We start from the raw sequence: 24,081 nt of genomic DNA, 5'->3' as shown, positions 1-24,081 counted from the left end.
CGGATCGCTGCGGTCAGCTGGGCCAAAGAATCGTACCCCCGCGGCCCGGCCGGTCAATTGTGTTCCCGACTCGGGCCCTGACCTGCGAAAAGTACTTTCCGGCCCGGTAGTGGGCTGACTCATTCTGCACGGCCGGGGCGGAAGAGGGAATTCCGGTTACCGGACGCGGCAGTGGTGAGCGTCCGGCCGTCACCCGATTAGCCCACCTGGCGGACTAAGTTCCCTCGGACGATCTACACTCCGTACCCCCATCGAGTGGGTCAAGTCTCAATGTGTGCCCGATGTTGTGGCATTCCGGCCGACCGTCGCTCGACCTGGTGATTCCATTCGGGAGCCCGGCTGACCAGTAGATCCTCTCCGCCACGCCCGCACCGGGGTGACCCTCTCCGAGGCGACCCGAGACCCTCATGACTACTCCAGGTGACACGTCTTGACGACTGTCCAGCACGGTTAGCCCGTTTGCCGCAGCTACCGCTAAGTAGGACAGCGCGGCGTCACAATTCTTTCCTCATTGTGGGTAACCCGTCCGCGAACTCGACGAAGTCCGGGTTTCGACATTTTCGACAAGAAAACGAATACCGCGCCGCGGTGACCCGCAAACGACCCGGCGCCTTTTCGGGCAGCCGGACGGCGTAGTTACGATGTGCGCTTCGCAGTCCGCAAGGGCGGCCCGGTGCCCTGCTCGCAGGGGCCAGTAGCCCCGCCGCCACGGAAGGCTTTCTGCCGGAGGCAACCCATGTACGACGTCGCGCGCCCCGCGACGGGCAACGCCCTGGAAGAGACCGGCCAGATGCCGGCCCTGTTCACCGGGGATCACCCGTCCGATGGCCGGCACGGCCAGCACCGCCAGCCCCGTCCCCGCTCGGGTCCCGACTACGCCGGGATCCAGGCCGGCCGTGAGTTCACCGCCCTGCGCCGGCGGTTCCGCGGGTTCGTCTTCCCGATGAGCCTCGCCTTCTTCGCCTGGTACATGACCTACGTGCTGCTGGCCGCCTACGCGCACGACTTCATGAGCACCAAGGTGTTCGGCCAGGTCAACGTCGGCATCCTGCTCGGCATCGGCCAGTTCGCCAGCACCGCGCTCGTGACCTGGCTCTACCTGCGCTACGCGCGCACCCAGCTCGACCCGCGGGTGGCCGAGCTGAGGGCCCGCGAGGGCCTGACCGAAGGGACCCCCCGATGACGACACCGACGGCAGTGACCGTGCTCGCCGCGGGTGTGCCCGCCAGCGACCCGATCGTCAACACCGCCGTGTTCGCCCTGTTCGTGGCGATCACGCTGTACGTCGTCTACCGGGCCAGCTCCCGGAACTCCTCGACGTCGGACTACTACGCCGCGGGCAGCGCGTTCACCGGCCGCCAGAACGGCATCGCGCTGTCGGGCGACTTCCTGTCGGCGGCGTCGTTCCTCGGCATCGCCGGCGCCATCGCGATCCACGGCTACGACGGCTTCCTCTACTCGATCGGGTTCCTCGTCGCGTGGCTGGTGGACCTGCTGCTCATCGCGGAGCTGCTGCGCAACACCGGCCGGTTCACGATGGGCGACGTGCTGAGCTTCCGGATGAAGCAGCGCCCGGTCCGCGCCGCCGCGGCGACGTCGACCCTGGTCATCTCGTTCTTCTACATGCTGGCGCAGATGGCGGGGGCCGGCGGCCTCGTGGCGCTGCTGCTCAACGTGCACTCCAAGCTCGGCCAGGCGCTGGTGATCGGCGTCGTCGGCCTGATCATGGTGCTGTACGTGCTGGTCGGCGGGATGAAGGGCACCACGTGGGTGCAGATCATCAAGGCGGCCATCCTGCTGATGTGCGGCGTGCTGCTGACGGTGTTCCTGTTCGGCAAGTTCGGCTTCGGGTTCTCGAACCTGCTGTCCTCGGCGGCCGAGAACAGCCCGCTCGGCGACAAGCTCCTCGAGCCGGGCGGCTCGTACGGCAAGAACGGCACCACCAAGCTCGACTTCGTGTCCCTGGCGCTGGCCCTGGTCCTCGGCGCGGCGGCCCTGCCGCACGTGCTGATGCGCTTCTACACCGTGCCGAACTCGCGGGAGGCCCGCCGCTCGGTCGTCTGGGCGACGGCCTGCATGTTCGTGTTCTACCTGTGCACGCTGGTGATCGGCTTCGGCGCGGCCGCGCTGGTCGGCGCGGACGAGATCAAGGGCGCCCCGGGCGGCGAGAACTCGGCGGCGCCGCTGCTGGCCCTGCACGTCGGCGGGACGCTGCTGCTCGGCATCATCGCCGCGGTCGCGTTCGCGACGATCCTGGCCGTGGTCGCCGGGCTGACGATCACCGCGTCGGCCTCGTTCGCCCACGACGTCTACGCGAACATCTTCAAGCGCGGCAAGGCCGAACCGGCCGACGAGGTCCGGGTGGCCCGGCTGACCGCGATCGTGGTCGGCGCGCTGGCGATCGTCGGCGGGGTGCTGGCCAACGGCCAGAACATCGCGTTCCTGGTGGCGCTGGCCTTCGCCGTCGCGGCGTCGGCGAACCTGTCGACGCTGCTGTTCTCGTTGTTCTGGAAGCGGTTCAACACCACCGGCACGCTGTGGGGCATCTACGGCGGCCTGACCGCGTGCCTGCTCCTGGTGATCTTCTCCCCGGTCGTGTCGGGTGCCCCCGACTCGATCCTCAAGGGCGTCGACTTCGCCTGGTTCCCGCTGAAGAACCCGGGCCTGGTCTCGATCCCGTTCTCGTTCCTCTGCGGCATCGTCGGCACGCTGGTCGGCAAGCCGAAGGCAGACGAGGAGAAGCACGCCGAGATGGAAGTCCGGTCCCTGACCGGCATCGGCAGCTGAGCTGCTCAACGGCGACCCGGGCGGCCTGCGCCACGCGCGCAGGCCAGCCCCGGCCGGTCAGAGCTTCTGGCCGGCCTTGACCTTGTGCGTCACCTTGCGCTCCACGAGGAACGAGACGAACGGGACGCAGCCGGCCAGCAGCACCAGCACGGTGCCCTTGATCGACCAGCGGGCCTTGATGGCCAGGTCGATGGTCAGCACCAGGTAGATCATGTACAGCACGCCGTGGATCGGCGAGTACACCGCGGACGGCGTCGGGTTGTCGAAGCCGTAGCGCAGCACCATCACGAAACACAGGCCGAGCAGGCCGACGCCGGTGACGTAGGCGGCGGTGCGGAACCGGACCAGGGGGCCGGTGAGCGGGACCGCGGTCTGCGCGGCGCCGTCGGTGCGGGTGGTCATCGGGACGTCCTCACTTTGCGGCCTCACTCTGCGGCCTGCTGGTCGCGGGCGTTCAGCTCGCGCAGGTAACGGTTGTACGCGGCCAGCTCCTCGTCCTCGTCGTCCACCGGCGTCGGCACGCCGGGGCGAGAGCGAGGGGCGGGCACTTCGGCGACGGGGGCCGGTTCTGTGGCCGATTCTGGGGCCGGTTCGGCCGCGGCCTTCTGCCGCAGCTGCCGGATCCGCCAGAACATGAAGGCCGGGAACAGCCCGAACAGCGGCCACTGCAGGACGTAACCGAGGTTCTGGAAGGTGCCGTTCGCCGAGGTGAACCGGTCCCACTGCCACCAGGCGAGCCCGCAGCAGATCAGCAGGCTCACCAGGCACGTCGCGACGATCGCGATCCGGCGGCCCCAGGGGGACCCCGCCGGCGGAGGGGATGCTGGCACGAGGCCCAAGCTAGCACTGGCCGGCTGAGGGGCGGCGATCGACCGCGCCCGGGGTGGCCGGGCTCTCAGCCCAGGTCGGCGGCCCTTTACCGGCCAGTGGGCTCAGCCTTGCCTGGGCTCAGCGTCGCCTGGGGCTCAGCCTTGCTTGCGCACCGACTGGGCGGCCTTGGCGTAGCCGTCGGCCAGGCCGAACACCTTCTGCGCGTACTCGGTCGAGTTGTTGTACGACAGGATGCCCGCCCACCAGCCCGACGGGCTCTGCATGTCACGGCCGCCCGCGCACAGGTAGCGGGCCGCGGCGAGGGCGGCGTCGTCGATCTGCTGCGGGTCGCCGAGGCCGTCGCCGTTGCCGTCGGACGCCCACTTGCGCCACGTGCTGGGGATGAACTGCATCGGCCCGACCGCGCGGTCGACCCCCGCGTCCCCGTCGTAGCGGCCGCCGTCGGTGTCGCCGATGGCCTGGACGCCGGACGAGCCGTCGAGCGGGACGCCGATGATCGGCTTCGACGGCCGGCCGTCCGCGCCGAGCACGGCGCCGGCGTACTGGCCGTGGTTCGACTCGATCCGGCCGATGCCGGCGAGCGTCGCCCACGAGATCTTGCAGTTCGGCTGGTTCGCGCGCATCGCCAGCTCGGCGTTGCCGTAGGCGGTCAGCGCCCGCGCCGGGACGCCGCTGGCCGCGGCGACCTGGCCCGCCCACTGCGAGAGCGTCGCCGATCCGGTGGCGCTGCGGGACTGGGCCTGCGGCGGCGTCTGCGGGTCGGCCCCGCCCGCGACGACGGCGCCGCCGGCCGGGACGACCGACCCCGGGCGGACGTCGGCCGCCTTGACCTGCAGGGCGGGGATCTCGGTGGTGGTCGGGCTCGCCTCGGGCGTCGACGCGCGGGTGACGAGCCAGACGCCGCCACCGGCGACGGCCAGCACGACGAAGACCACGATCAGCCGGGTGAGGACGGCGACGCCCGCGGAGCGCGGTGCCGGGGCAGCGGGGGCGGGCTCGTCGACGGAGTCGATCGGGTCGTCCTCGGTCTTTCCGGTACTCGTGCGCACGAAACTCCGGTCCTCCGGTGTGGTTGTCGACGATCAGTCAACGAGCCCGCGCAGGTTAGCGTTACGCGGGTCATCGAGATCGTCTCACCACACCGGTTCACCCGGCCGAGTGAAAGTCCGCCCCGTCAGGCGGACATCACGGTCAGGCGGACTTCTGCTGCCGCGCGAGCCGCGCCACGCACCAGGCCGGGGCGCTGCCGCGGCGCAGGTGCTGCAGGACGGTCATCGGGCCGAGGCGACGGCTGAGGTCCGACGGCGAGAGACCCGCCGCGCGGTAGTCGAGGGCCCGCTGGTCGAGGGGGCTGATGCCGGCGTCCCACCACTCCTCGGCCTCGGCGACGCCGCCGACCATCTGCCACCAGCCCGCGGCGGCGGTGAGAAGCTCTTCGGGCACTTCCGGCAGCCTGCGGCGCATCGCGTCGAGGTAACCGGGGTCGGCCGCTTCGACCTGGGCCCAGCGGGCGGAACCCGACCGGGCGCGCTGGCCGGGGATGCCCGGGGCCTGTGCGGGGGCGTCGGCCAGCCACGCGGAAGCGATGCGGTCGACCTCCTGCTCCTCGGGGGTCTGCTCGCGCTCGGCGGCCCACTGCCGGATCAACGCGTCCACTCCGGGATCTCCGGTCATCCCTGCCTCCTCATAGGTCCCCGACGGACAGGTCCTGACACCTGTCCCACGCGGCTGCGCCGCAAGCACCAAGTGCACCTTGCTGAGTGGAAACTGCCTGCGTACCGGGGTTCCCGAGGGGTTCGGAGAACCACCTGATCACGCAATGTGAGCACCGTAGGGCCGGGGTGGTCTCCTTCGCCAGACCCCGGCAGGCACGAATTCGCCGACCTGCGCGTTTTCAGACGCAATCCACCCGGATGGTCGAGCGTAGAGCCCGAAATCTGGGATTCGTGACGCTGAGTGATGCGCCGGGCGATGACACGCGCGGTGACCACCGGCGCACCCGATTGCGGCGCCGGTTCACGGGACTGGCCCAGGGTCAGGAAAAAAGCGTCCGGAAGAAGGTGACGATCGCTTCGGCGCCGTCCTTCAGCCACCCGAGCACGCGGTGGACGAAGTCGGCGGACTGCGTGGGCTGGGTGATGAGGAAGAACAGCACGAGCGCGACCACACCCACGATGAGGATCTTCTTCACGCCGCTCGACATGTACTTCCTCCCCGGCTCGCCAACCCGTCCGGGAGTGGCAGGGTCCCTACTCTAGGAGAGGCTTGCCCGGAAGACACCCCGATCAACCCCAGGGAGCCCCGATGACGCGGAACGTGCTGGTCGAGCGGGACGGCGCCGTGACGACGATCACCATCGACCGGCCCGCCGCCCGCAACGCCGTCGACGGCCCCACCGCGGCCGAGCTGGCCGACGCCTTCCGCGCGTTCGACGCCGATCCCGAGGCCGCCGTCGCGGTGCTGACCGGCGCGGGCGGCGCGTTCTGCGCCGGCGCCGACCTCAAGGCCATCGGCACCGATCGGCTGAACCGCACCCACCCGGACGGGGACGGGCCGATGGGCCCGACCCGGATGACGCTCGGCAAGCCGGTGATCGCGGCCGTCCACGGGCACGCCGTCGCGGGCGGCCTGGAGCTGGCGCTGTGGTGCGACCTGCGGGTCGCGGACGCCACCGCGGTGTTCGGGGTCTTCTGCCGCCGCTGGGGCGTCCCGCTGATCGACGGCGGCACCGTGCGGCTGCCGCGGCTGATCGGCCAGTCCCGGGCGATGGACCTGATCCTGACCGGACGGCCGGTCGACGCCACCGAGGCGCTGGCCATCGGCCTGGCGAACCGGCTGGTCCCCGCGGGCGAGGCGGTGCCGGCGGCGCAGGAGCTGGCCCGGCAGCTCGCCGGGTTCCCGCAGGCCTGCCTGCGGGGCGACCGCGCGTCGGCCCTCGGGCAGTGGGGGCTGACCGAGACGGACGCGCTGGCCGCGGAGTTCGGCGCCGCGATGGGCACCGGCGTCCTCGCGGCCGAGGCGGTCGACGGCGCGGCGAAGTTCAGCGGCGGCGCGGGCCGCCACGGCAGCTTCGGCTGAGCTGCTGCCCGCTCCGTGACCGGGCGTGGCTCCACCGGGTGGAACCCAGGCTGTCGCGGCGAATCCGGTCGATCGGCCGATAGGGTCGGCGGATGGACGACGACGTCAGCAGAGTCGCGCTCCGGCCGGTCGCGGAGTCCGATCTCGACCGGCTGGAGCAGCTGACCAACGACCCGGTCGCGGCGGGCGCGCACCAGTGGTTCGGCTGGCACGACCCGGGTTACCTGCGCCGCCGGTGGCGGGAGACCGGGATGCTGAGCGTCGAGACCGGCATGCTGGTGCCCACGCTCGGCGGGCGCCTGCTGGGCTTGGTCTCCTGGCACCGCAGCCGCAGCGGGCCGACGTCGTACTGCTGGAACATCGGGCTGGTGCTGGTCCCCGAGGCGCGCGGCCACGGCCACGGCACGGAGGCCCAGCGCCTGCTCGTCGAGTACCTCTTCGCGCACACGCAGCTCAACCGCGTCGAAGCGACGACCGAGGTCGACAACCGCGCCGAACAGCGGGCGCTCGAGAAGGCCGGCTTCACGCGCGAAGGAGTCCTTCGCGGCTACGGCTTCCGAGACGGCCGGTGGCGCGACAACGTCATGTACTCGGTCGTCCGCTCCGATCTCGCGCGCGACTAGGCGATCGCCCCGGCCTCCCGGAGCGCTCCGAGGTCCGTGACGCCCAGCTCGGCCAGCACCGCTTCGGTGTCGGATCCCTTGGTGCGCGGGGCTTCCGGCGTTTCCGGCGGGGTCCGGCCGAAGCGCGGTGCCGGGGCCGGCTGGACCAGGCCGCCGATCTCGACGAACGTGCCGCGCGCCGCGTTGTGCGGGTGGCCCGCCGCCTCCTGCGGCGACAGCACCGGCGTCAGGCAGGCGTCGGTGCCCTCCGCGCGGGCGACGAGGTCGTCACGCGTGTGCTTGCCGATCGCCTCGGCGACGATCTCGCGCAGCTTCGGCCACTGCGTCTTGTCCACGTGCAGCGGCAGTTCGGCCGGGTCGAGGTCGAGGACCTTGACGAGGTCGCCCCAGAACCGCATCTCGATCGCGCCGACGGCGACGTACTTGCCGTCCGCGGTCTCGTAGGTGTCGTAGAACGGGGCGCCGCCGTCGAGCATGTTGTCGCCGCGGCCGCCGCCCCAGAGCCCGGCCGCGGCCATGCCGTGCAGGCTGGTGGTGAGCAGCGCGGCGCCGTCGACCATGGACGCGTCGACGACCTGGCCCTCGCCTGACGTGTTCCGCTCGTACAGCGCGGCGAGGACGCCCATCGCGAGCAGCAGCCCGCCGCCGCCGAAGTCGCCGACGAGGTTGAGCGGCGGCACCGGCCGCTCCCCCGCGCGCCCGATCGGCTCGAGCGCGCCGGAAATGCCGATGTAGTTGATGTCGTGGCCGGCCGCCGTCGCCAGCGGGCCGTCCTGGCCCCAGCCGGTCATCCGGCCGTAGACCAGCCGCGGGTTGCGGGCGTGCACGACGTCCGGGCCCAGCCCGATCCGCTCGGCGACGCCCGGGCGGAAGCCCTCGATGAGGACGTCGGCGGTGTCGCACAGCTTCAGCACCAGCTCGACGCCTTCGGGCGTCTTGGTGTTGATCCCGACGGTCCGGCGGCCGCGGGCCAGCGGGTCGACCGGCAGGCCGAGCACGTCCTCCCCCGGCGTCGCGCGGTCCACCCGGACCACGTCGGCGCCGAGGTCGGCGAGGATCATCGTGGCGAACGGCCCGGGCGCGAGCCCGGCCAGCTCGACCACCTTCAGGCCGCTGAGCGGACCTGCCTTCATAGCGTGGTTCCCTTCGGAGCGGCTCAGAGCGAGCGGGAGATGATTTCCTTCATGATCTCGCTGGTGCCGCCGAAGATCCGGGAGATCCGGACGTCGGCCCAGGCGCGCGCGATCGGGTACTCGGACATGTAGCCGTAGCCGCCGAAGAGCTGCACGCAGTCGTCGACCACCTTGTTGACCCGCTCGGTGGTCCACAGCTTCGCCATCGCCGCGCCCTGGACGTCGAGCTCGCCCTTGAGGTGGCGTTCGACGCACTGGTCGAGGAACGCCCGCGCGACGGCGGCCTCGGTGGCGGCTTCGGCGAGCTTGAACTTGGTGTTCTGGAAGGAGAAGATCGGCCGGCCGAACGCCGTGCGCTCCTTCGTGTACTCCAGCGTGAGGTCGACCGCCGCCTCCAGCCCGGCCACCGCCGTGACGGCGATGATCAGCCGTTCCTGCGGCAGCTGCAGCATCAGCTGGATGAAGCCCTGGCCCTCGGCGTCGCCGAGCAGGTTGGCCGCGGGCACGCGGACGTCGTCGAAGAACAGCTCGGCGGTGTCCTGGCCCTTGAGCCCGACCTTGTCGAGCACCCGGCCGCGCCGGAAGCCCGGGGTGTCGGTCTCGACGGCGATCAGCGAGACGCCCTGGGCGCCCGCGTCCGGGTCGGTCTTCACCGCGACGACGACGAGGTCGGCGTGGAAACCGTTGGTGATGAAGGTCTTCGCGCCGTTGATGACGTAGTGGTCGCCGTCGCGCACCGCGCGGGTCTTGATGCCCTGCAGGTCCGAGCCGGTGCCCGGTTCGGTCATCGCGATCGCGCCGACCATCTCGCCACTGGCCATCTTCGGCAGCCACTCGCGCTTCTTCTCCTCGGAGCCGTACGCGCTCAGGTAGTGCGCGACGATTCCGTTGTGGACGGTCACGCCCCACGCGCTGTCGCCGGAGCGGGCCTGCTCCTCGTAGAGCACGGCCTCGTGCGCGAACGTGCCGCCGCCACCGCCGTACTCCTCGGGGATGGACAGGCAGAGCAGGCCGACCTCGCCCGCCTTGTTCCACAGCTCGCGGTCGACCTTCTTCTCCGCCGCCCAGCGCTCCTGGTTCGGGACGAGCTCCTTCTGCATGAACGACCGCGAGAGCTCGCGGAGGTCTTCGAGCTCGGTCGTGCTCCAGGAGCTCTTCGGGAGTTTCAGCGGCACGGGGACCCTCCTGCGGGACGAGTGCTGGAAAACATGACGGTCAGCATGTAAGTTCTCTTCGGAATGTACATCCGTTCAGCCCGGTAGGTAAAGCAGGGGAGGCCGGAGTGACCGAGACGGGTCACCGCACCCAGGCGCAGCGGCGGGAGCAGACCCGCACGGCGCTGCTCGACGCCACCATCGACTGCCTGGTGGACCTCGGGTATGCGCGCACGTCGGTCCAGGAGATCTGCGCCCGCGCGGGCGTCTCGAAGGGCGCGGTGCAGCACCACTTCACCGCGAAGGCCGAGCTGATGGCGGCCGCCGTCGAACACCTCACGAACCGGCTGCGGAGCCAGCTCGCGGCGTCGCTGGACCGGCTGCCCAGCGGCGGCACCGGCGTCGCCGCCGCGATCGACCTGCTCTGGACCGGCTACTCCGGCACGCTCTCGACCGCCGTCACCGAGCTGTGGGTCGCCGCCCGGACCGACCCCGAGCTGCGCGCGGCCATCCGCCCGGTCGACCGCGCACTCGGGCGCGCCACGCTCGAGCACGTCACCCAGGTCGCCGGCGAGCTCCCGCCCGAACGCGCGGAGATGCTGTTCTGGCTCACCGTGAACCTGACCCGCGGGCTGGCGCTGGACGCCGAGCTCGGCGGCGACCCGAAGCGGCGCCGCCAGCTCCTGGAGGAGTGGAAGCGGATCGCCGTTCTGCTCTACCAGGACGCCACCACTGCGCCGAGCTGACCAGCGCGGCGCACCAGTGTCACTTCACCCCTTATCCCGCAGGCCGATTCGTGGTCCAATCGCCGGAAAGAGGGAGAATCGATGACCCCCAGCGCGCCGCCGCCCCACCCTCAGCAGCCGTACCCGTACGGCCCACCACCGATGCAGCCGCCGCGGCCGCCGTCAGCGTCGCCGTCAGCCGATCCCGGCGCGCTCTTCCGGCTGATCGCCGGGTTGTTCGGCGCGCTCGCCGCGATCCTCGTGCTGGTCGGGTCGTTCCTGCCGCAGACGACGTTCGAGCAGATCGTCAGCGGCAAGACCGAGAGCAGCCAGACGATCAGCGCGTGGTCGCGGTCCTTCGACATCCAGCCCAGCCCCGACGCGCAGAAGTTCTACGAGAGCACCCACGTCGCGCACTACGGCATCCCGCTCTCCGTCGGCGCGGTGGTGCTGCTGGCCGGCGCCGCGCTGGCCCTGCTCGGCGTCCGCCGGTCGGCGAGCCCCGGCACGCGGACGGGCGCGCGGACGGCGTTGCTCGTCGGCGGCGCGGGCGTGGCCGCGGCGGTCTGGATGCTCGGCATGGACGTCTCGGCGACCCTGAGCTACGAGTCCGACGACGAGTCGATCAAGTCGCACTACACGACCGGGACCGGGTTCTGGCTGCTGCTCGGCGGCGGGGCGCTCGCGGTGGTCGTGCTGGCGTTCGCCCTGCTGGCCGGCCGGCGCGCGACGGCACCCGCCGGTCCGCCGGCGAACCTGCACGGCGGGCCGGGCTACCCGCAGCAGCAGTCGCGGCCGTACCCGGCCGGGCCGCAGCAGTCGGGCGGCTACCCGGGTTCGTCGCCGTACCCGGGCCAGCAGCCTTACGGCGGCCCGCAGCAGCAGGCGTTTCCCGGACAAGGCCCGCAGTCACAGCCGTTCCCCGCGCAGGGGCCGCCGTCCCAGCCGTTTGCCACACCGGGCCCGCCGTCACAGCCGTTCCCATCGTCACAGTCGTTCCCATCGTCACAGCCGTTCCCGTCACAGCAGCCCGCCGACGGCTACGAGGCGACGCAGGCCCAGCCGCATCCGGACGAGCCACCGTCGGCACCGACGACCGAGCCGACCTACCAGCTCCCGCCGCTGAACCCGCCCAAAACATGAAATAGATTCACGTCGAGCTGGACAGCTGACGTACCGACGGTATGCTGTACTCGTCGGTAACCCCTGCGCGTCGCCGCGCGGAACGGAGACGTCATGACCAGCACGACCCCCGCGAACCCGGTCCACGACACCGCGCTCCCGCCGACCGTCGGCGGGGTCGCCGGTGCGCCGGCCGCGGCCCGGGCGGCCCAGCTCGTCGCCCGGGTGGCCGGCGGCGCGGACTCGGCCCCGATCCGGATGACCGCGCCCTTCACCGGGCAGCCGATCACGACCCTGCCCCAGGCCACCGACGCCGACGCCCGCGCCGTGTTCGCCGTCGCGCGGACCGCGCAGCGGGCGTGGGCCGAGCACTCCCCCGCCGAGCGCGCCCGCGTGCTCACCCAGCTGCACGACCTGGTGCTGGCCAGGCAGGACGAGGTCCTCGACCTGGTCCAGGTCGAGGCGGGCAAGGCCCGGCTCGACGCGTTCGACGAGGTGAGCGCGACCGCGCTGGTCGCGGCCTACTACGGCAAGCACGCCGCGAAGATCCTCGCCCCGCGTCGCGTCGCCGGCGTCATCCCGGGCCTGACCCGCGCCGGTGAGCTGCGGCACCCGAAGGGCGTCGTCGGCGTCATCTCGCCGTGGAACTACCCCCTCGCGCTGACCGCGATGGACGTCTTCCCGGCTCTCGCGGCGGGCAACGCCGTCGTGCAGAAGCCGGACAACCAGACCGCGCTTTCCGCGCTGTGGCTGCACGAACTCGCCGAGGAGGCCGGTCTGCCGGCCGGGACCTGGCAGATCGTGCTCGGCCGCGGCTCGAAGATCGGCACCGCGCTGGTCGAGGAGTCGGACTACCTGTGCTTCACCGGGTCCACGCCGACCGGCAAGGAGCTGGCCGGGCAGGTGGCGAAGCGGCTGACGTCGTACTCGCTCGAGCTCGGCGGCAAGAACCCGATGATCGTGCTGCCCGACGCCGACGTCGCGAAGGCCGCGACGGGCGCGGTGACCGCGTGCTTCTCCTCGGCCGGGCAGCTGTGCGTGTCGGTCGAGCGGATCTACGTCCACGAGTCGATCCGCGAGGAGTTCACCCGCGCGTTCGTGGCCCGCACGGCCGCGCTGAAGCTCGGCGGCGCACTGGACTACCAGGCCCAGATGGGATCTCTGACGTCGGAAGACCAGCTCGAGACGGTGTCCGCGCACGTCGAGGACGCCCGCGCGAAGGGCGCGTCGGTGCTCACCGGCGGCCGCGCCCGGCCGGACCTCGGCCCGCTGTTCTACGAGCCGACCGTGCTTTCCGGCGTCACCGCGGAGATGGTGCCGTTCGCGGCGGAGACGTTCGGGCCGGTCGTCTCGATCTACGGCTACACCGACGTCACCGAGGCCATCGACCGCGCCAACGACACGCCGTTCGGGCTCAACGCCAGCGTCTGGTCGCGCAACGGCCACGCGGGCTGGGAGGTCGCGGCCCGGCTCAAGGCGGGCACGGTCAACGTCAACGAGGGCTACGCGGCGACGTTCGGCAGCGTCGGCGTCCCGATGGGCGGCATGAAGGACTCGGGCGTCGGCCGCCGCAACGGCGCCGAAGGCCTGCTGAAGTACACCGAGTCCCAGTCGATCGCCCTGCAGCGCGGCCTGGCCCTGCGCCCGCCGCGCGGGGTCTCGGGTTCCCTGTGGTCCCGCGGCATGACGCTGGGCCTGAAGGCCCTCCGCCGCCTCCCCCGCTGACCCGATCGGTGTGTTCGAAGGGTCAGCACGCGTGATTGGAGAGTCAGCACTCGTGATTGGAGAGTCGACACGGCGTGCTCGGCCGTGTCGACCCTTCAATCACGCGTGTCGACCCTCTGGTCACGCGTGTGCGGTGGGAGCTGTGAGCAGGCCTCGGTCGTAGGCGATCGCCACCGCTTCCGCGCGGCGGCTCGCGCCGAGTTTCGCCATCACCCGGGACAGGTGGACGCTGACCGTCTTCTCGCTGATGTACAGCTCCTCGCCGACCTGGCGGTTCGTGCGGCCCTGCGCCACGCGCTCGAGGACGTCGCGCTCGCGGTCGGTCAGCGGGTCGACGACCGTGCGGGCCGGGGCCGCCGGTTCCACGCCCGGCAGGTCCACCCGCGCGCGGTGCGCGAGGTCGCGGACGGCGTCCCGCAGCGGGATCGCGCCCAGCCGGGTCGCCACCGCGTGGGCCGCTTCCAGGGCGGCCCGGGCCTGGTCGACGTCGTCGGCCAGCAGGAGGGCTTCCGCCTCGTGCCGGCGGCAGATCGCCTGCTCGTAGACCGCGCCGTAGCCGAACGCGGCCGCCGCGGCCGCCCACTTCTCCGGGTCGCCCTTGCCGCTCAGGCCGGACGCCGCCGCTTCCAGCCGGGCCAGCCAGGCCCGGCCTTCCGGCCCGAGCGTCCCCGAGCGCGGCTGCCCGACGATCGCGCACATCCGGCCGTGCGCCAGCATCCGCTCCCCCGCCGCCAGCGCGGCGTCGACGGCCGCCGCGTCACCGCGGATCCGGGCCTCGGCGGCCAGCGCGGCCGCGGCGGTCGTGCCGAGCGCGGCCACCCGGATGCCGGGCAATAGACCGGGTTCGATCCGTTCGAGCCAGCCGATGAGGTCTTCCGCCTGCTTCACCGCGGCTTGGTGGTCACCACGCCAGTAGGCCAGCTCGATGCCGGCGTCCCCGGCGGACAGCGGGATCTGCATGTCCGCCGTCCAGTGCTGCCGCAGCCCGGCGACGAGCTTCGCGGCCTCGTCGAACCGGCCGCGGGCGACGACGAACAGCGACCAGATGGCGAGGATCCGCGCGGCGACCGCGCCGGACACCCCGCGCCCGGCCCGCCCGGCGCTCTCGTCCGGCCAGTCGCCCATCAGGTACCGCAGGGTCATCTGCCGCGCCCGCAGCTCCAGGCCGTAGACGCTCCAGCTGAGCCCGGACTCTTCGGCCCGGGCGAACCCGCGTGAGGCGTGTTCGAGTGCCTCGGCGAACTCGGCCTGGTCGTCGTGGCTCAGGGCGAGGAAGTAGGTCGCGCGGATCTCGGTGTTCAGCGCCCCGGAGTCACGCGCCTTGCGCTCGGCCTGGCGCAAACGTTCGCGCGCCTCCGCGGCGTCGCCCGCCGAGTCGGCCAGCGTGCCCAGGGTGACCAGCGCCGACGCCTCCGCCCCGGCCGCGTCGACCTCCCGCGCGTCGGCGACCGCGGTGAGCGCGCTGTCCAGCGCCGCGTCCGGCTGGTCGAGCAGCCGCAGGAACCCGGCCCGGCTGGCCAGCACCCACGCGCGGGTGCCGCTGGGTTCGGTGTCCTTGACCAGGTCCCACGCGCGGTCGATCGCCGCGACGGCCTCGTCGAGCGTGCCTTCCAGCGCCAGCAGCGCTTCCGCCAGCCGCCGCCACGTCTTCGCCGCGCGGTCGGCCGGGCCGCCGGCGGTCAGGGCCTGGGTGGCCGAGCGGGCGAACGCGGCGGCCCGCTCGGGCTCGCCGGACGTGCCCGCGAAGTACGACGCCTCGTGCAGCAGCCGCAGCTCGTCGAACCCCTCGGGCCGGTCGGCGGCCGGGACGGCGTCCCAGATGGACAGTGCCTGCTCGACGTGCCGCAGCGCCGACCCGGGCGCGCCCAGCTTCTCGGCCTCGTCCATCGCGCGCAGCAACGCCGGCAGCGCGGTGACCAGGTCGCTGCTCTGCATCGAGTGATAGGCCAGCTTCGCGTCGTGCCCACGGCCCTGTGGCCGCGACCGGATCCGCGTCGCGTAGGCCGCGTGCGTGCGCGACCGCTCCCCCGGCAGCAGGTCGCCGTACACCGCTTCCTGCAGCAACGCGTGCCGGAACCAGTAGGCGCCGTCCGGCATCACCACCAGCACGTGGTGCTGGACGGCCTCGCGCAGCGCTTCGTCCAGCTCCAGCTCGCCGAGCGCGGAGATCTCGGCGAGGGCCGCGTGCATCACGGGCTCGTTCGCGACCGACACGACGCGCACGACGCGGCGGGCGTCCGGCGAAAGCCGCTCCAACCGGGAGAGCAGCACCTCGGCCAGGCCAGCGGGCAGGTCGTTGCACTCGGTCTTGGTCGCGAGCAGCTCCTCGGCGAAGAACGGGTTGCCCTCGGAGCGGCTGACGATGTCGGCGACGACATCGGCCGGGAGCGGCTCGTCGGCCAGCGCCTCGACGAACGTGCGCGCGTCGGCGGTGCCGAACGGCTGCAGGTCGACGCGCTCGACGGTGGCGAGCCGGAACAGCTCCGCGAGGAGGCCGCGCAACGGGTGCCGCCGGTGGACGTCCTCCTCGCGATAGCTGCCCACGACCAGGAGCCGTTGCGCGCGCAGCCGGCTGAGCAGGAACGACAGCAGGTTGCGGGTCGAGGCGTCGGCCCAGTGGAGGTCCTCCAGCAGGATCACCACCGGCCGGGACTCGGCGATCTCGGTCAGCACCCCCAGTACCGCGTCGAACAACTGCAGCTGACCGAGATCCTGCTCCGGCCGGGGACGCACCATCGTCTCGCGGTCGTTCGAGGTCATCGGGGCGTGCTCGGCCGCCCGGGGCTCCTCGAGGCCCTGGCCCTGCGGCAGCAGCCGGCCGAGCGCGGGCCGGGCCCGCACGGCGGCGGCGATCGCCGGTTCCGTCGCGGTGCCGAGCGGGGCGAGCGCTTCGGCGAAGGGAAGATAAGGAAGACCGCCTTCGCGGACGTCGATGCAGCGGCCGGTGAGCACCAGCGCACCGCACGCGGCAACGTGCTCGGCGAGCGCGGTCAGCAGCCGGGTCTTGCCGACCCCGGCGTCCCCCGAGAGCAGCGCCGCGCCGGCTTCGCCCCGGTCGGCCCGGGCGAAGGCGGCGCGGAGCCGCCGCATCTCGTGGGTACGGGCGACGAGCGGGATTCCGGAGCCGAGTCGGGGCACAAGCAGCATTGTTGCTCACCCCACCGACAAGTTCCGCACGCTTATCGCCTTGGACACCATCACCCGCCCCTACCGGGCGGTCTCGCCGACGGCCGCGGTCTCCCGCGACACCTCCCGGCGCTCCTGCGCCGGGACGTCGACGACGCTGCGCCCGGCCCGTACGTGGCGGACGGCGCGGCGGGCGCGGGCGGCCCAGGCGCTGCGCCCGGCCTTGTGGAGTTCCTCGGCCCGGTAGGCCGCTTCGGCCCGGACCGCGTCCAGAAGCAGATCGCTGTGCATCGTGTTCACCTTGTTCCTGAGGTCACCGGTTGGTAGCACTCAGAGTCGTCCTGAGGGGATCCCTCAGACATCGGGTGATCACGTACCCCTGACGCGGAAAGACCCCTTACTCCCGGCCGAGCCCAGCTCGGCGGGGGTAAGGGGTCTTCGAAACCGCCTCAGTCTTCGAAACGCCTCAGTCCTCGAACTCGCCTCAGTCGCGCGCGGGGCCGCCCGGCCGCACCGCGGCCAGCAGCCCCCGCCAACCGGATGCGGGCAGGCGGAAAGCACCACCTTCGGGGTCTTTCGAGTCGCGCACCGCGGCACCCCCGGTGACGAACGCGACCTCGACGCAGTCGTTGCCGCCACCGCTGTGGCTGCTCTTGCGCCACCGCGCGCCGGAAAGCTCTCCGGAAAGCTCGGATTCCATGGTTCCCAACTCCCTCACTGTGTCCTCGGATCCAGATGGTGCACTGCCGCCGGAACGGCCGCCCGTTCGGCGAACCGCCCGGCCGCCTCGGCGATCAGCTCCACCGAGTCGTCCGGTTTCAGTGCCGCCGCGCGCAGATGGTCGAACATCAGCCCGTAGCGCCGGACGTCTGTGGGTTCCTCCAGGTAGAGGCCGCTGGACGTGCTGTCGTCGACGTAGACGACGTCCGGGTCGGCCTGCTCCGGGAACCCCATGATCAGGAAGGGGCCTTCCATGCCGGGGTGCGCGCCGGCATGGAACGGCACCACCTGGATGGTCACGTTCGGCTTCTCGGCGACGGCGACCATCCGGTAGAGCTGTTCGGCCATCACCTCGGGGGTGTCGACGACCCGGTGCAGCACGGCCTCGTCGATGACGGCCCAGTACTCCGGCGGCGGCGTGTCCGACAACAGCTCCTGACGCGCCATCCGCGCGGCGACGCGACGGCGGATCTCGGCTTCCTCGGCGTCCGGGCGCAGGGCCCGGATCACGGCGCGGGCGTACCGCTCGGTCTGCAGCAGGCCCGGCACGAGCAGGGCCTGGAACGCGCGCAGCGAGCTCGCGTCGGCTTCGAGCCCGACGAACGTGCCGGTGAAGACCTCGTTGTAGGCGTGCCACCAGCCGCGCTTGCGGGCTTCGCGGGCCAGCTGGACGAGCGCCTCCTGCTCGTCGCCGATGATCCCGTAGAGCGCCAGCATGTCCCGCGCGTCACGCGGGGTGACCCCGACGTGGCCGGTCTCGATCCGGCTGATCTTCGACGCCGAGCACTCGAGCTTCTCACCGACCTCGTCGATGGTGAGGTCCGCGGCCTCGCGGAGCCGGCGCAGCTCGCCGGCGAGCCTCCGGCGGCGAACCGTGGGGCTCTGTCCCCTGGCCATTCGGCACCTCCGGATGTCGACGGCGTCGTAGCCGTTCGCTTGCTCCCAGTATCTAACCAGGACAGTGGAGCATTAACACCGCACCGATTCCCGACCCGTCGCGCGCGGCGAACCTGCAATTTGCAGAATGCTCTTGTATCCTCGCACTCTGCACTGCGACAGGACGCGGTACGGACCCGGGTCGTTCGGCCCTCAGGCCCGGTCCGGCCTGTTGAGCAGCGTAGACGATGACTTCGCGGTCCGCCGCGTGGTCATTCGGAGAAGGGGTCCGGGGCCGTCCCCCGATCGGTCCCGGCCCCCTTCCCCGGCCCATATGCCCTATTCCGGCGTTGAATACGCTGACTATTTGTCGCCCGTAAGGGTGATTTCCCGTCCGCGTTCAGAGGACGCGCAGGAGTCCTTCTTGGACGACCGTGGCGATGAGGGTGCCGTCCGCGCCGAAGAACCGGCCGGTGGCCAGACCGCGTGCTCCGGAGGCGGTCGGTGACGCGCTGTCGTAGAGGAACCACTCGTCGGCGCGGAAGGGCCGGTGGAACCAGAGCGCGTGGTCGAGGCTCGCGCCGAGCACCTTGTCGGTGTCCCAGTAGACGCCGTGGCGCGCGAGGACCGAGTCCAGCAGCGTCATGTCGGAGGCGTAGGTCAGCACGCACACGTGCAGCAGCTGGTCGTCGCCCAGCTTGCCGTCGGCGCGCATCCACACCTGGTTGCGGGCGGGCGGCTCGCCGGTCTGGCGGGTGACCCACGGCGGGTCGTTGACGTAGCGCAGGTCGATCGGCCGCGGCCGGCTGTGCGCGCCGATCGCGTAGCCCTCGGCGCGTTCCATCAGCGTCGGCAGCGACTCCGGCGCGGGCACGCCCTCCGGCATCGCCTCGGCGTGATCGATGCCCGATTCGTCCTTCTGGAAGGACGCCGAGAGCGAGAAGATCGCCTTGCCGTGCTGGATCGCCACGACCCGGCGGGTCGTGAACGAGCGGCCGTCCCGGATCCGGTCGACCTCGTAGACGATCGGCACGCTCGGGTCGCCGCCGCGGATGAAGTACGCGTGCAGCGAGTGGACCCGGCGTTCGTCGGGCACCGTGCGCCCGGCCGCGACCAGCGCCTGCCCGGCCACCTGCCCGCCGAACACGCGGACCGGCGAGTGGGCGGGCGAGACGCCGCGGAAGAAGTTCTCCTCGAGTTTCTCGAGGTCGAGCAACGCCACCAAGCGGTCCAGCACCGGCTGGCCGCCACCCGGGATCTCCAGCTCGGTGGCGGCCGCTCTGGCCATTTCAGTCATGGCCAGACCCTATGTGGTCGACGTCCCCGACGTCCCTTACGCGTGGTCGTCTTCACCAAGGCGGTGGACGTGGATCAGGTTGGTCGACCCGACGGTGCCCGGCGGGGAGCCGGCCACGATGACGACCAGGTCGCCCTTCTGGTACTTGCCCATCTCCAGCATCGAGTGGTCGACCTGCTGGATCATCTGGTCCGTGGACTCCACCCGCGGCACGATCTGGGTGGTGGTGCCCCAGGTCATCGAGAGCTGGCTGCGGACGCAGTCCTCGGGCGTGAACGCCAGCAGCGGCAGCCGCGTGTGCAGCCGGGCCAGGCGGCGCACGGTGTCGCCGGACTGCGTGAAGGCGACCAGGGCCTTCGCGTTGAGCCGCTCGCCGATGTCGCGGGCCGCGTAGGAGATCACGCCACGCTTGGTGCGCGGGACGTGCGTCAGCGGCGGGACGACCGGCGAGTCGGTCTCGACCGCCTCGATGATCCGGCCCATCGTCTGAACGACCTCGATCGCGTACCGGCCGACACTGGTCTCGCCGGACAGCATCAGCGCGTCGGCGCCGTCGAGGACGGCGTTCGCGACGTCGGAGGCCTCGGCGCGGGTCGGCCGGGAGTTGTTGATCATCGACTCGAGCATCTGCGTCGCGACGATGACCGGCTTCGCGTTCTCGCGGCAGATCTGGATGGCGCGCTTCTGGACCAGCGGGACCTGCTCCAGCGGCAGCTCGACGCCGAGGTCGCCGCGGGCGACCATCACCGCGTCGAAGGCCAGCACGATGGCCTCGAGGTTGTAGACGGCCTCGGGCTTCTCGATCTTCGCGACGACCGGCAGCCGGCCCTTGCCGACGCGGTCCATCACCTGGTGGACCAGGTCGATGTCGGCCGGCGAGCGGACGAAGGACAGCGCGATGAAGTCGACGCCCAGCTCGAGCGCGAACTCGAGGTCCTCGATGTCCTTCTCGGACATGGCCGGGACGGAGACGTCCATGCCGGGCAGCGAGACGCCCTTGTTGTTGCTGACCGGGCCGCCTTCGGTGACCTCGCAGACCACGTCCTGGCCGTCGACCTCCTTGACCACCAGGCCGACCTTGCCGTCGTCGACCAGCAGGCGGTCACCGGGCTTGGCGTCCTTGGCCAGGCCCTTGTAGGTCGTGGAGACCCGGTCGTGGGTGCCGGCGACGTCCTCGACGGTGATCCGGACGATGTCGCCGGTGTCCCACTCGACCGGCCCGCCGGCGAAGGTGCCGAGGCGGATCTTCGGGCCCTGCAGGTCGGCGAGGATGCCGACCGCCCGGCCGCTCGCGGCGGCGGCGTCCCGGATCAGGTCGTAGACCTGCTTGTGGTCGCCGTGGCTGCCGTGGGAGAAGTTCATCCTCGCCACGTCCATGCCCGCGTCCACGAGTGCCCGCATCTTCTCCGGGGTGGCGGTGGCGGGGCCAAGGGTACAAACGATCTTCGCGCGTCGGCTCACGTTCGCATAGCGTAGACCCTGTCGGCGCGTTCGTCTGTACCGATCCCGAAAAGTTCAGAGAAACGGTTCAGAAACCTCAGGCGTCAGCGGCGCGGCTGCTCACTCGGGCCGACCCGGTCACGGGCCCATTCGTTGAACTCGCGCAGCTGCCGCCACGACTTCCGCACGCGGTCGAGGGCACCCCGCTCGTGCAGGACGTCGTCCGGCTCCCAGGTGCGCACGGCGTACACCGAGCGGTAGCGCAGCAGGTCGAGGCGCGGGTGCTCGGCGTCGAAGCCACGCGGCTTCGACTTCAGCCGGTCGCCGGCGACCGTCCAGCCGGCGCGCTCGAGCTTCTTGATGATCTTCTGGAGCGCTTCGCCGTGCAGGTCGGTGTCGACGGCCTGGCGGAACCGGGCGAGCTGGTCGGACGCGAGGTGGAAGCACCCGCCGCCGACGCGCAGGCCGTCCGGCCCGACCTCGACGTAGTAGGCGCCGCCGCCGCGGCCCTGTTCGAGCACGCCGCCGCAGTGGGTCTTGTAGGGCGTCTTGTCCTTGGCGAACCGGACGTCCCGGTAGGGGCGGAACACCTTGGGCTCGCCGAGGCCGTCGCCGAACTCGCCCTTGAGCTCGTCGAGCAGGGCCTCCATCGGCGCCCGGACGTCGGCCTTGTAGACGTCGACGTGGTCGTCCCAGTAGGGCTTGGAGTTGTCCTCGACGAGGCCGTCGAAGAAGTCGACGGCGTACTCGCCGAATCCGTTGAACGTCACGGCGGGAACGATAATCGGGGGGACCGACGGTTTCCCGCCGGTCCCCCCGCGCTGTCGGTCCCGCCGGGGAAGCCCGGTTACTTCGCGACGGCCGTGATCAGCTCGCCGTTGGTGGTGTCACCCGAGAGCTCCCAGAACATCGCGCCGCCGAGGCCCTGGGTCTTGGCGTAGCTCACCTTGCCCGCGATGGTCGAGGGGGTGTCGTAGCTCCACCAGTTGCTGCCGCACTTGGCGTACGCGGTGCCCGCGACGGTGCCGGTCGCCGGGCAGGACGTCTTCAGCACCTTGTAGTCCTCGATGCCCTGCTCGTACTTGCCGGGCGCCGCGCCGGTCGCGGTGCCGCCCGGGGCGGCCTGGCTGACGCCGGTCCAGCCGCGGCCGTAAAACCCGATGCCCAGCAACAGCTTGCCCGCCGCGACACCCTTGCTCTTGAGCTTCTGGATCGCCGCGTCGGAGTAGAAGCCGGCGGTCGGGATGCCCGAGTAGCTGTTCAGCGGCGAGTGCGGGGCCGTCGGACCCTGCGCGGCCCAGGCGCCGAAGTAGTCGTAGGTCATCACGTTGTACCAGTCGACGTACTGCGCGGCGCCCGCGTAGTCGGCGGCGTCGATCTTGCCGCCGCTGGTGCCGTCGGCCGTGATCGCCGCGGTGACGAGCTTCGAGGAGCCGAACTTGGCGCGCAGCGCGGCCATCACGTTCTTGTACGCGGCGGCCCCGCTGGTGTCGCAGGTCAGGCCGCAGGCGTTGGGGTACTCCCAGTCGATGTCGATGCCGTCGAAGACGCCGGCCCAGCGCGGGTCGTTGACCAGGTTGTAGCAGGAGTTCGCGAACGCCGTGGGGTTCTTCGCGGCCTGCGCGAAGCCGCCCGACCAGGTCCAGCCGCCGAACGACCAGATCACCTTGAGGCCGGGGTGCTTGGCCTTGAGCTTCTTGAGCTGGTTGAAGCTGCCGGCGAGGGGCTGGTCCCAGGTGTCGGCGACGCCGTCGACGCTGCCCGCGGCGTCGTAGGTCTTCTGGTAGTCGGCGTAGGCGTCGCCGATCGCGCAGCCGCCGTTGGTGACGTTGCCGAACGCGTAGTTGATGTGCGTCAGCTTGCTCGCCGAGCCCGACGTCTCGATGTTCTCGACGTGGTAGTTGCGGTCGTAGACCCCCCACTCGGTGAAGTAACCGACCACCTTGCCGACGGAGGCTTCGGTCGCGGCCGTCGCGGTGGCGGTGACGGCGGGGACCGCCGAACCGGCCGCGACGAGACCCGCGGCGGCCGCCAGGGTCAGCAGCGCAGAGAAGCTCTTCCTGCGGAAACGGGACATGCCTTCTCCCTCGGAGAATTTCTGACAACCAATGGGGACAACGTGGTGGAGACCACACTCACCGTAAGTGGACTAGACCACTAGGTCAATGGTTCAGACCAGCTGCCCGACGAGAGTAGGTGCGCATTCCTTGACAGGCATATGCCCGTCGGGGCACATTTCCGGGGTGATGCAGACCTTCGACGTCCTCGCCGAACCCCGCCGGCGCACCATCCTCGACCTGCTCCGGGACGGCGAACGCTCGGTCGGCGAGCTCGTCGACGAGCTGGCCCTCAGCCAGCCCGCGGTGTCCAAGCACCTGCGGGTCCTGCGCGAAGCGGGGCTCGTGACGGTCCGGGTCGCGGCCCAGCGCCGGTGCTACGCGCTGCGTCCGGAACCACTGGCCGAAGTGGACGCTTGGCTCGCGCCCTACCGTCGCTTCTGGACGGACCGCCTCGACGCGCTGGAACGGCGGCTGGATGAGACGCCCTAGTCAGCCGGTGGCGGCTCGAACGTGATGCCCTGGTCCGCCGCGCGGCGCTCGCCCCACTCGTAGAGCGCCGTGAGCGCCGGGCGCAGCTCCTCCCCCACCGCCGTCAGGTGGTACTCGACGTGCGGGACGCGGCCGGCGCGCTCCTCGCGGCGGACGATGCCGTCCGCCGCCAGCTCGCGCAGCTGCTGGGTCAGCATCTTCTCGCTCACCCCCGGCATCCGGCGGCGCAGCTCGCCGTAGCGGTGGGCGCCCTCCTTGAGGTGCGCGAGGATCACCGGCTTCCACTTGCCGCCGATCAGGTCGACCGCCAGCTCCGTCGCGCAGTGGTAACGCTTCATCCCGTTCCCCCTGCGCACCGGAAAGTACGTGGTTGCCCGACCGGGCCGCCGCTGGTTGCCTTGCCGGGTGATCGTGCCAGAAAACCCGCCCGCCACGCCCACCCTCTACGAGTGGGCGGGCGGCCACGAAGCCCTCGTGAAGCTCCTCACGATCTTCTACGGCCACGTCCTCGAAGACCCGCTGCTCGAGCCGGTGTTCCGGCAGATGGCCCCGCACCACGCCGAGCACGTCGCGGTCTGGCTCGGTGAGGTCTTCGGCGGGCCGGCCGCCTACTCGGCCGGCCACGGCGGGCACGCCCACATGATCGGCCGCCACCTCGGGCGCGGCATTACCGAGCCGCAGCGCCGCCGCTGGGTCACGCTGCTGCTCGACGCCGCCGACGAGGCCGGCCTGCCGGGCGACCCGGAGTTCCGCGCCGCGTTCGCCGGCTACCTCGAGTGGGGCAGCCGGCTGGCCGTGATCTTCTCCGCGCCCGGGGCCGAGCCGAACCTGCACGAGCCCGTCCCGCACTGGGACTGGCCGATGCCGCCCTGGCAGCCACCGGCGCCCTAGCCGC

At 71.5% G+C, this 24,081-nt stretch carries 25 protein-coding genes; 9 read left to right on the top strand and 16 right to left on the bottom strand.

Translation table 11 applies throughout. The features are described from left to right. Window positions 1-736: 736 nt before the first annotated feature. Window positions 737-1,183, top strand: a complete 447-nt coding sequence (locus tag ACLJQZ_RS13175; RefSeq protein WP_326947574.1) for a DUF485 domain-containing protein — start codon at window positions 737-739, stop codon at window positions 1,181-1,183. After that, window positions 1,180-2,787 (top strand): cation acetate symporter, encoded by a 1,608-nt coding sequence (locus tag ACLJQZ_RS13170; RefSeq protein WP_410620286.1) that lies wholly within the window; start codon window positions 1,180-1,182, stop codon window positions 2,785-2,787. The genes ACLJQZ_RS13175 and ACLJQZ_RS13170 overlap by 4 nt, the downstream gene beginning before the upstream one ends. A gap of 57 nt (window positions 2,788-2,844) precedes the next feature. On the opposite strand, the gene ACLJQZ_RS13165 is transcribed toward ACLJQZ_RS13170, so the two are convergent. The 5 genes from ACLJQZ_RS13165 to ACLJQZ_RS13145 all read right to left on the bottom strand — a co-directional run bounded on the left by ACLJQZ_RS13165 (window position 2,845) and on the right by ACLJQZ_RS13145 (window position 5,821). After that, window positions 2,845-3,189 carry a DUF3817 domain-containing protein gene (locus ACLJQZ_RS13165; RefSeq protein ID WP_247063289.1) on the bottom strand — a complete coding sequence of 115 codons (345 nt, stop codon included), beginning with the start codon at window positions 3,187-3,189 and terminating at the stop codon, window positions 2,845-2,847. Window positions 3,190-3,212: 23 nt separating this feature from the next. Beyond that, window positions 3,213-3,617 (bottom strand): hypothetical protein, encoded by a 405-nt coding sequence (locus ACLJQZ_RS13160; RefSeq protein WP_410620285.1) that lies wholly within the window; start codon window positions 3,615-3,617, stop codon window positions 3,213-3,215. 135 nt (window positions 3,618-3,752) lie between these two features. Further along, complete coding sequence (locus tag ACLJQZ_RS13155) at window positions 3,753-4,667, bottom strand: lytic transglycosylase domain-containing protein (RefSeq protein ID WP_410620284.1); 915 nt, start codon at window positions 4,665-4,667, stop codon at window positions 3,753-3,755. 142 nt (window positions 4,668-4,809) lie between these two features. Continuing rightward, entirely contained in the window at window positions 4,810-5,292 is a 483-nt protein-coding gene (locus tag ACLJQZ_RS13150) for a helix-turn-helix transcriptional regulator (protein ID WP_247063287.1), read from the bottom strand. 361 nt (window positions 5,293-5,653) lie between these two features. Further along, the gene (locus ACLJQZ_RS13145; protein WP_323333010.1) at window positions 5,654-5,821 is read right to left on the bottom strand and encodes a hypothetical protein; all 168 of its coding nucleotides are present in this window, start codon (window positions 5,819-5,821) and stop codon (window positions 5,654-5,656) included. 101 nt (window positions 5,822-5,922) lie between these two features. Between ACLJQZ_RS13145 and ACLJQZ_RS13140 the strand changes: the two genes are divergently transcribed. Next, window positions 5,923-6,696: a crotonase/enoyl-CoA hydratase family protein gene (locus tag ACLJQZ_RS13140; protein WP_410620283.1), complete on the top strand. Its 774-nt coding sequence runs from the start codon at window positions 5,923-5,925 to the stop codon at window positions 6,694-6,696. A gap of 92 nt (window positions 6,697-6,788) precedes the next feature. Further along, complete coding sequence (locus ACLJQZ_RS13135) at window positions 6,789-7,319, top strand: GNAT family N-acetyltransferase (RefSeq protein WP_410620282.1); 531 nt, start codon at window positions 6,789-6,791, stop codon at window positions 7,317-7,319. Here ACLJQZ_RS13135 and ACLJQZ_RS13130 read toward each other — a convergent pair. Continuing rightward, a complete protein-coding gene (locus tag ACLJQZ_RS13130; RefSeq protein WP_410620281.1) occupies window positions 7,316-8,452 on the bottom strand; it encodes a CaiB/BaiF CoA transferase family protein in 1,137 nt (378 codons plus the stop codon). The two genes, ACLJQZ_RS13135 and ACLJQZ_RS13130, sit on opposite strands and share 4 nt — an antisense overlap. 23 nt (window positions 8,453-8,475) lie before the next feature. Next, a complete protein-coding gene (locus ACLJQZ_RS13125) occupies window positions 8,476-9,627 on the bottom strand; it encodes an acyl-CoA dehydrogenase family protein (RefSeq protein WP_326947569.1) in 1,152 nt (383 codons plus the stop codon). Between the two features lie 107 nt (window positions 9,628-9,734). Here ACLJQZ_RS13125 and ACLJQZ_RS13120 point away from each other — a divergent pair, with 107 nt between their 5' ends. The 3 genes from ACLJQZ_RS13120 to ACLJQZ_RS13110 all read left to right on the top strand — a co-directional run bounded on the left by ACLJQZ_RS13120 (window position 9,735) and on the right by ACLJQZ_RS13110 (window position 13,178). Continuing rightward, complete coding sequence (locus tag ACLJQZ_RS13120) at window positions 9,735-10,352, top strand: TetR/AcrR family transcriptional regulator (RefSeq protein ID WP_247063276.1); 618 nt, start codon at window positions 9,735-9,737, stop codon at window positions 10,350-10,352. 81 nt (window positions 10,353-10,433) lie between these two features. Beyond that, window positions 10,434-11,474, top strand: a complete 1,041-nt coding sequence (locus tag ACLJQZ_RS13115) for a hypothetical protein (protein ID WP_410620280.1) — start codon at window positions 10,434-10,436, stop codon at window positions 11,472-11,474. 93 nt (window positions 11,475-11,567) lie between these two features. After that, window positions 11,568-13,178 (top strand): succinic semialdehyde dehydrogenase, encoded by a 1,611-nt coding sequence (locus ACLJQZ_RS13110; protein ID WP_410620279.1) that lies wholly within the window; start codon window positions 11,568-11,570, stop codon window positions 13,176-13,178. A 120-nt stretch (window positions 13,179-13,298) separates the two neighbouring features. Here the strand turns inward: ACLJQZ_RS13110 and ACLJQZ_RS13105 are convergent, their stop codons facing one another. From ACLJQZ_RS13105 to ACLJQZ_RS13070, 8 genes are all read right to left on the bottom strand, one after another. After that, on the bottom strand, window positions 13,299-16,325 hold the full coding sequence (locus ACLJQZ_RS13105; RefSeq protein WP_410620278.1) for a helix-turn-helix transcriptional regulator: 3,027 nt from the start codon (window positions 16,323-16,325) through the stop codon (window positions 13,299-13,301). Between the two features lie 60 nt (window positions 16,326-16,385). Next, window positions 16,386-16,595, bottom strand: a complete 210-nt coding sequence (locus ACLJQZ_RS13100) for a hypothetical protein (protein ID WP_247063269.1) — start codon at window positions 16,593-16,595, stop codon at window positions 16,386-16,388. Between the two features lie 193 nt (window positions 16,596-16,788). Beyond that, window positions 16,789-17,004: a DUF397 domain-containing protein gene (locus ACLJQZ_RS13095; protein WP_410620277.1), complete on the bottom strand. Its 216-nt coding sequence runs from the start codon at window positions 17,002-17,004 to the stop codon at window positions 16,789-16,791. A gap of 14 nt (window positions 17,005-17,018) precedes the next feature. Further along, on the bottom strand, window positions 17,019-17,921 hold the full coding sequence (locus tag ACLJQZ_RS13090) for a helix-turn-helix domain-containing protein (protein WP_410620276.1): 903 nt from the start codon (window positions 17,919-17,921) through the stop codon (window positions 17,019-17,021). A 379-nt stretch (window positions 17,922-18,300) separates the two neighbouring features. Beyond that, the gene (locus ACLJQZ_RS13085) at window positions 18,301-19,197 is read right to left on the bottom strand and encodes an acyl-CoA thioesterase (RefSeq protein ID WP_247063257.1); all 897 of its coding nucleotides are present in this window, start codon (window positions 19,195-19,197) and stop codon (window positions 18,301-18,303) included. Between the two features lie 36 nt (window positions 19,198-19,233). Then, the gene (pyk, locus tag ACLJQZ_RS13080; RefSeq protein WP_410620275.1) at window positions 19,234-20,658 is read right to left on the bottom strand and encodes a pyruvate kinase; all 1,425 of its coding nucleotides are present in this window, start codon (window positions 20,656-20,658) and stop codon (window positions 19,234-19,236) included. Between the two features lie 83 nt (window positions 20,659-20,741). Then, window positions 20,742-21,407, bottom strand: a complete 666-nt coding sequence (locus ACLJQZ_RS13075) for a DUF2461 domain-containing protein (protein WP_410620274.1) — start codon at window positions 21,405-21,407, stop codon at window positions 20,742-20,744. 77 nt (window positions 21,408-21,484) lie between these two features. Next, window positions 21,485-22,714 (bottom strand): glycoside hydrolase family 18 protein, encoded by a 1,230-nt coding sequence (locus ACLJQZ_RS13070; protein ID WP_410620273.1) that lies wholly within the window; start codon window positions 22,712-22,714, stop codon window positions 21,485-21,487. A 169-nt stretch (window positions 22,715-22,883) separates the two neighbouring features. Here ACLJQZ_RS13070 and ACLJQZ_RS13065 point away from each other — a divergent pair, with 169 nt between their 5' ends. Further along, complete coding sequence (locus ACLJQZ_RS13065) at window positions 22,884-23,186, top strand: ArsR/SmtB family transcription factor (RefSeq protein ID WP_410620428.1); 303 nt, start codon at window positions 22,884-22,886, stop codon at window positions 23,184-23,186. Here the strand turns inward: ACLJQZ_RS13065 and ACLJQZ_RS13060 are convergent. Beyond that, the gene (locus ACLJQZ_RS13060) at window positions 23,183-23,524 is read right to left on the bottom strand and encodes a winged helix-turn-helix transcriptional regulator (RefSeq protein WP_410620272.1); all 342 of its coding nucleotides are present in this window, start codon (window positions 23,522-23,524) and stop codon (window positions 23,183-23,185) included. The two genes, ACLJQZ_RS13065 and ACLJQZ_RS13060, sit on opposite strands and share 4 nt — an antisense overlap. 67 nt (window positions 23,525-23,591) lie before the next feature. Between ACLJQZ_RS13060 and ACLJQZ_RS13055 the strand changes: the two genes are divergently transcribed. Then, window positions 23,592-24,077, top strand: a complete 486-nt coding sequence (locus tag ACLJQZ_RS13055) for a group II truncated hemoglobin (protein ID WP_410620271.1) — start codon at window positions 23,592-23,594, stop codon at window positions 24,075-24,077. Window positions 24,078-24,081 lie beyond the last annotated feature (4 nt).

It is taken from the genome of Amycolatopsis sp. cmx-8-4, from assembly GCF_046548675.1.
Taxonomy (GTDB): domain Bacteria; phylum Actinomycetota; class Actinomycetes; order Mycobacteriales; family Pseudonocardiaceae; genus Amycolatopsis.
The sequence above is the reverse complement of the archived record's forward strand: the minus strand, read 5'-3'. Positions and strand labels throughout refer to the sequence as shown.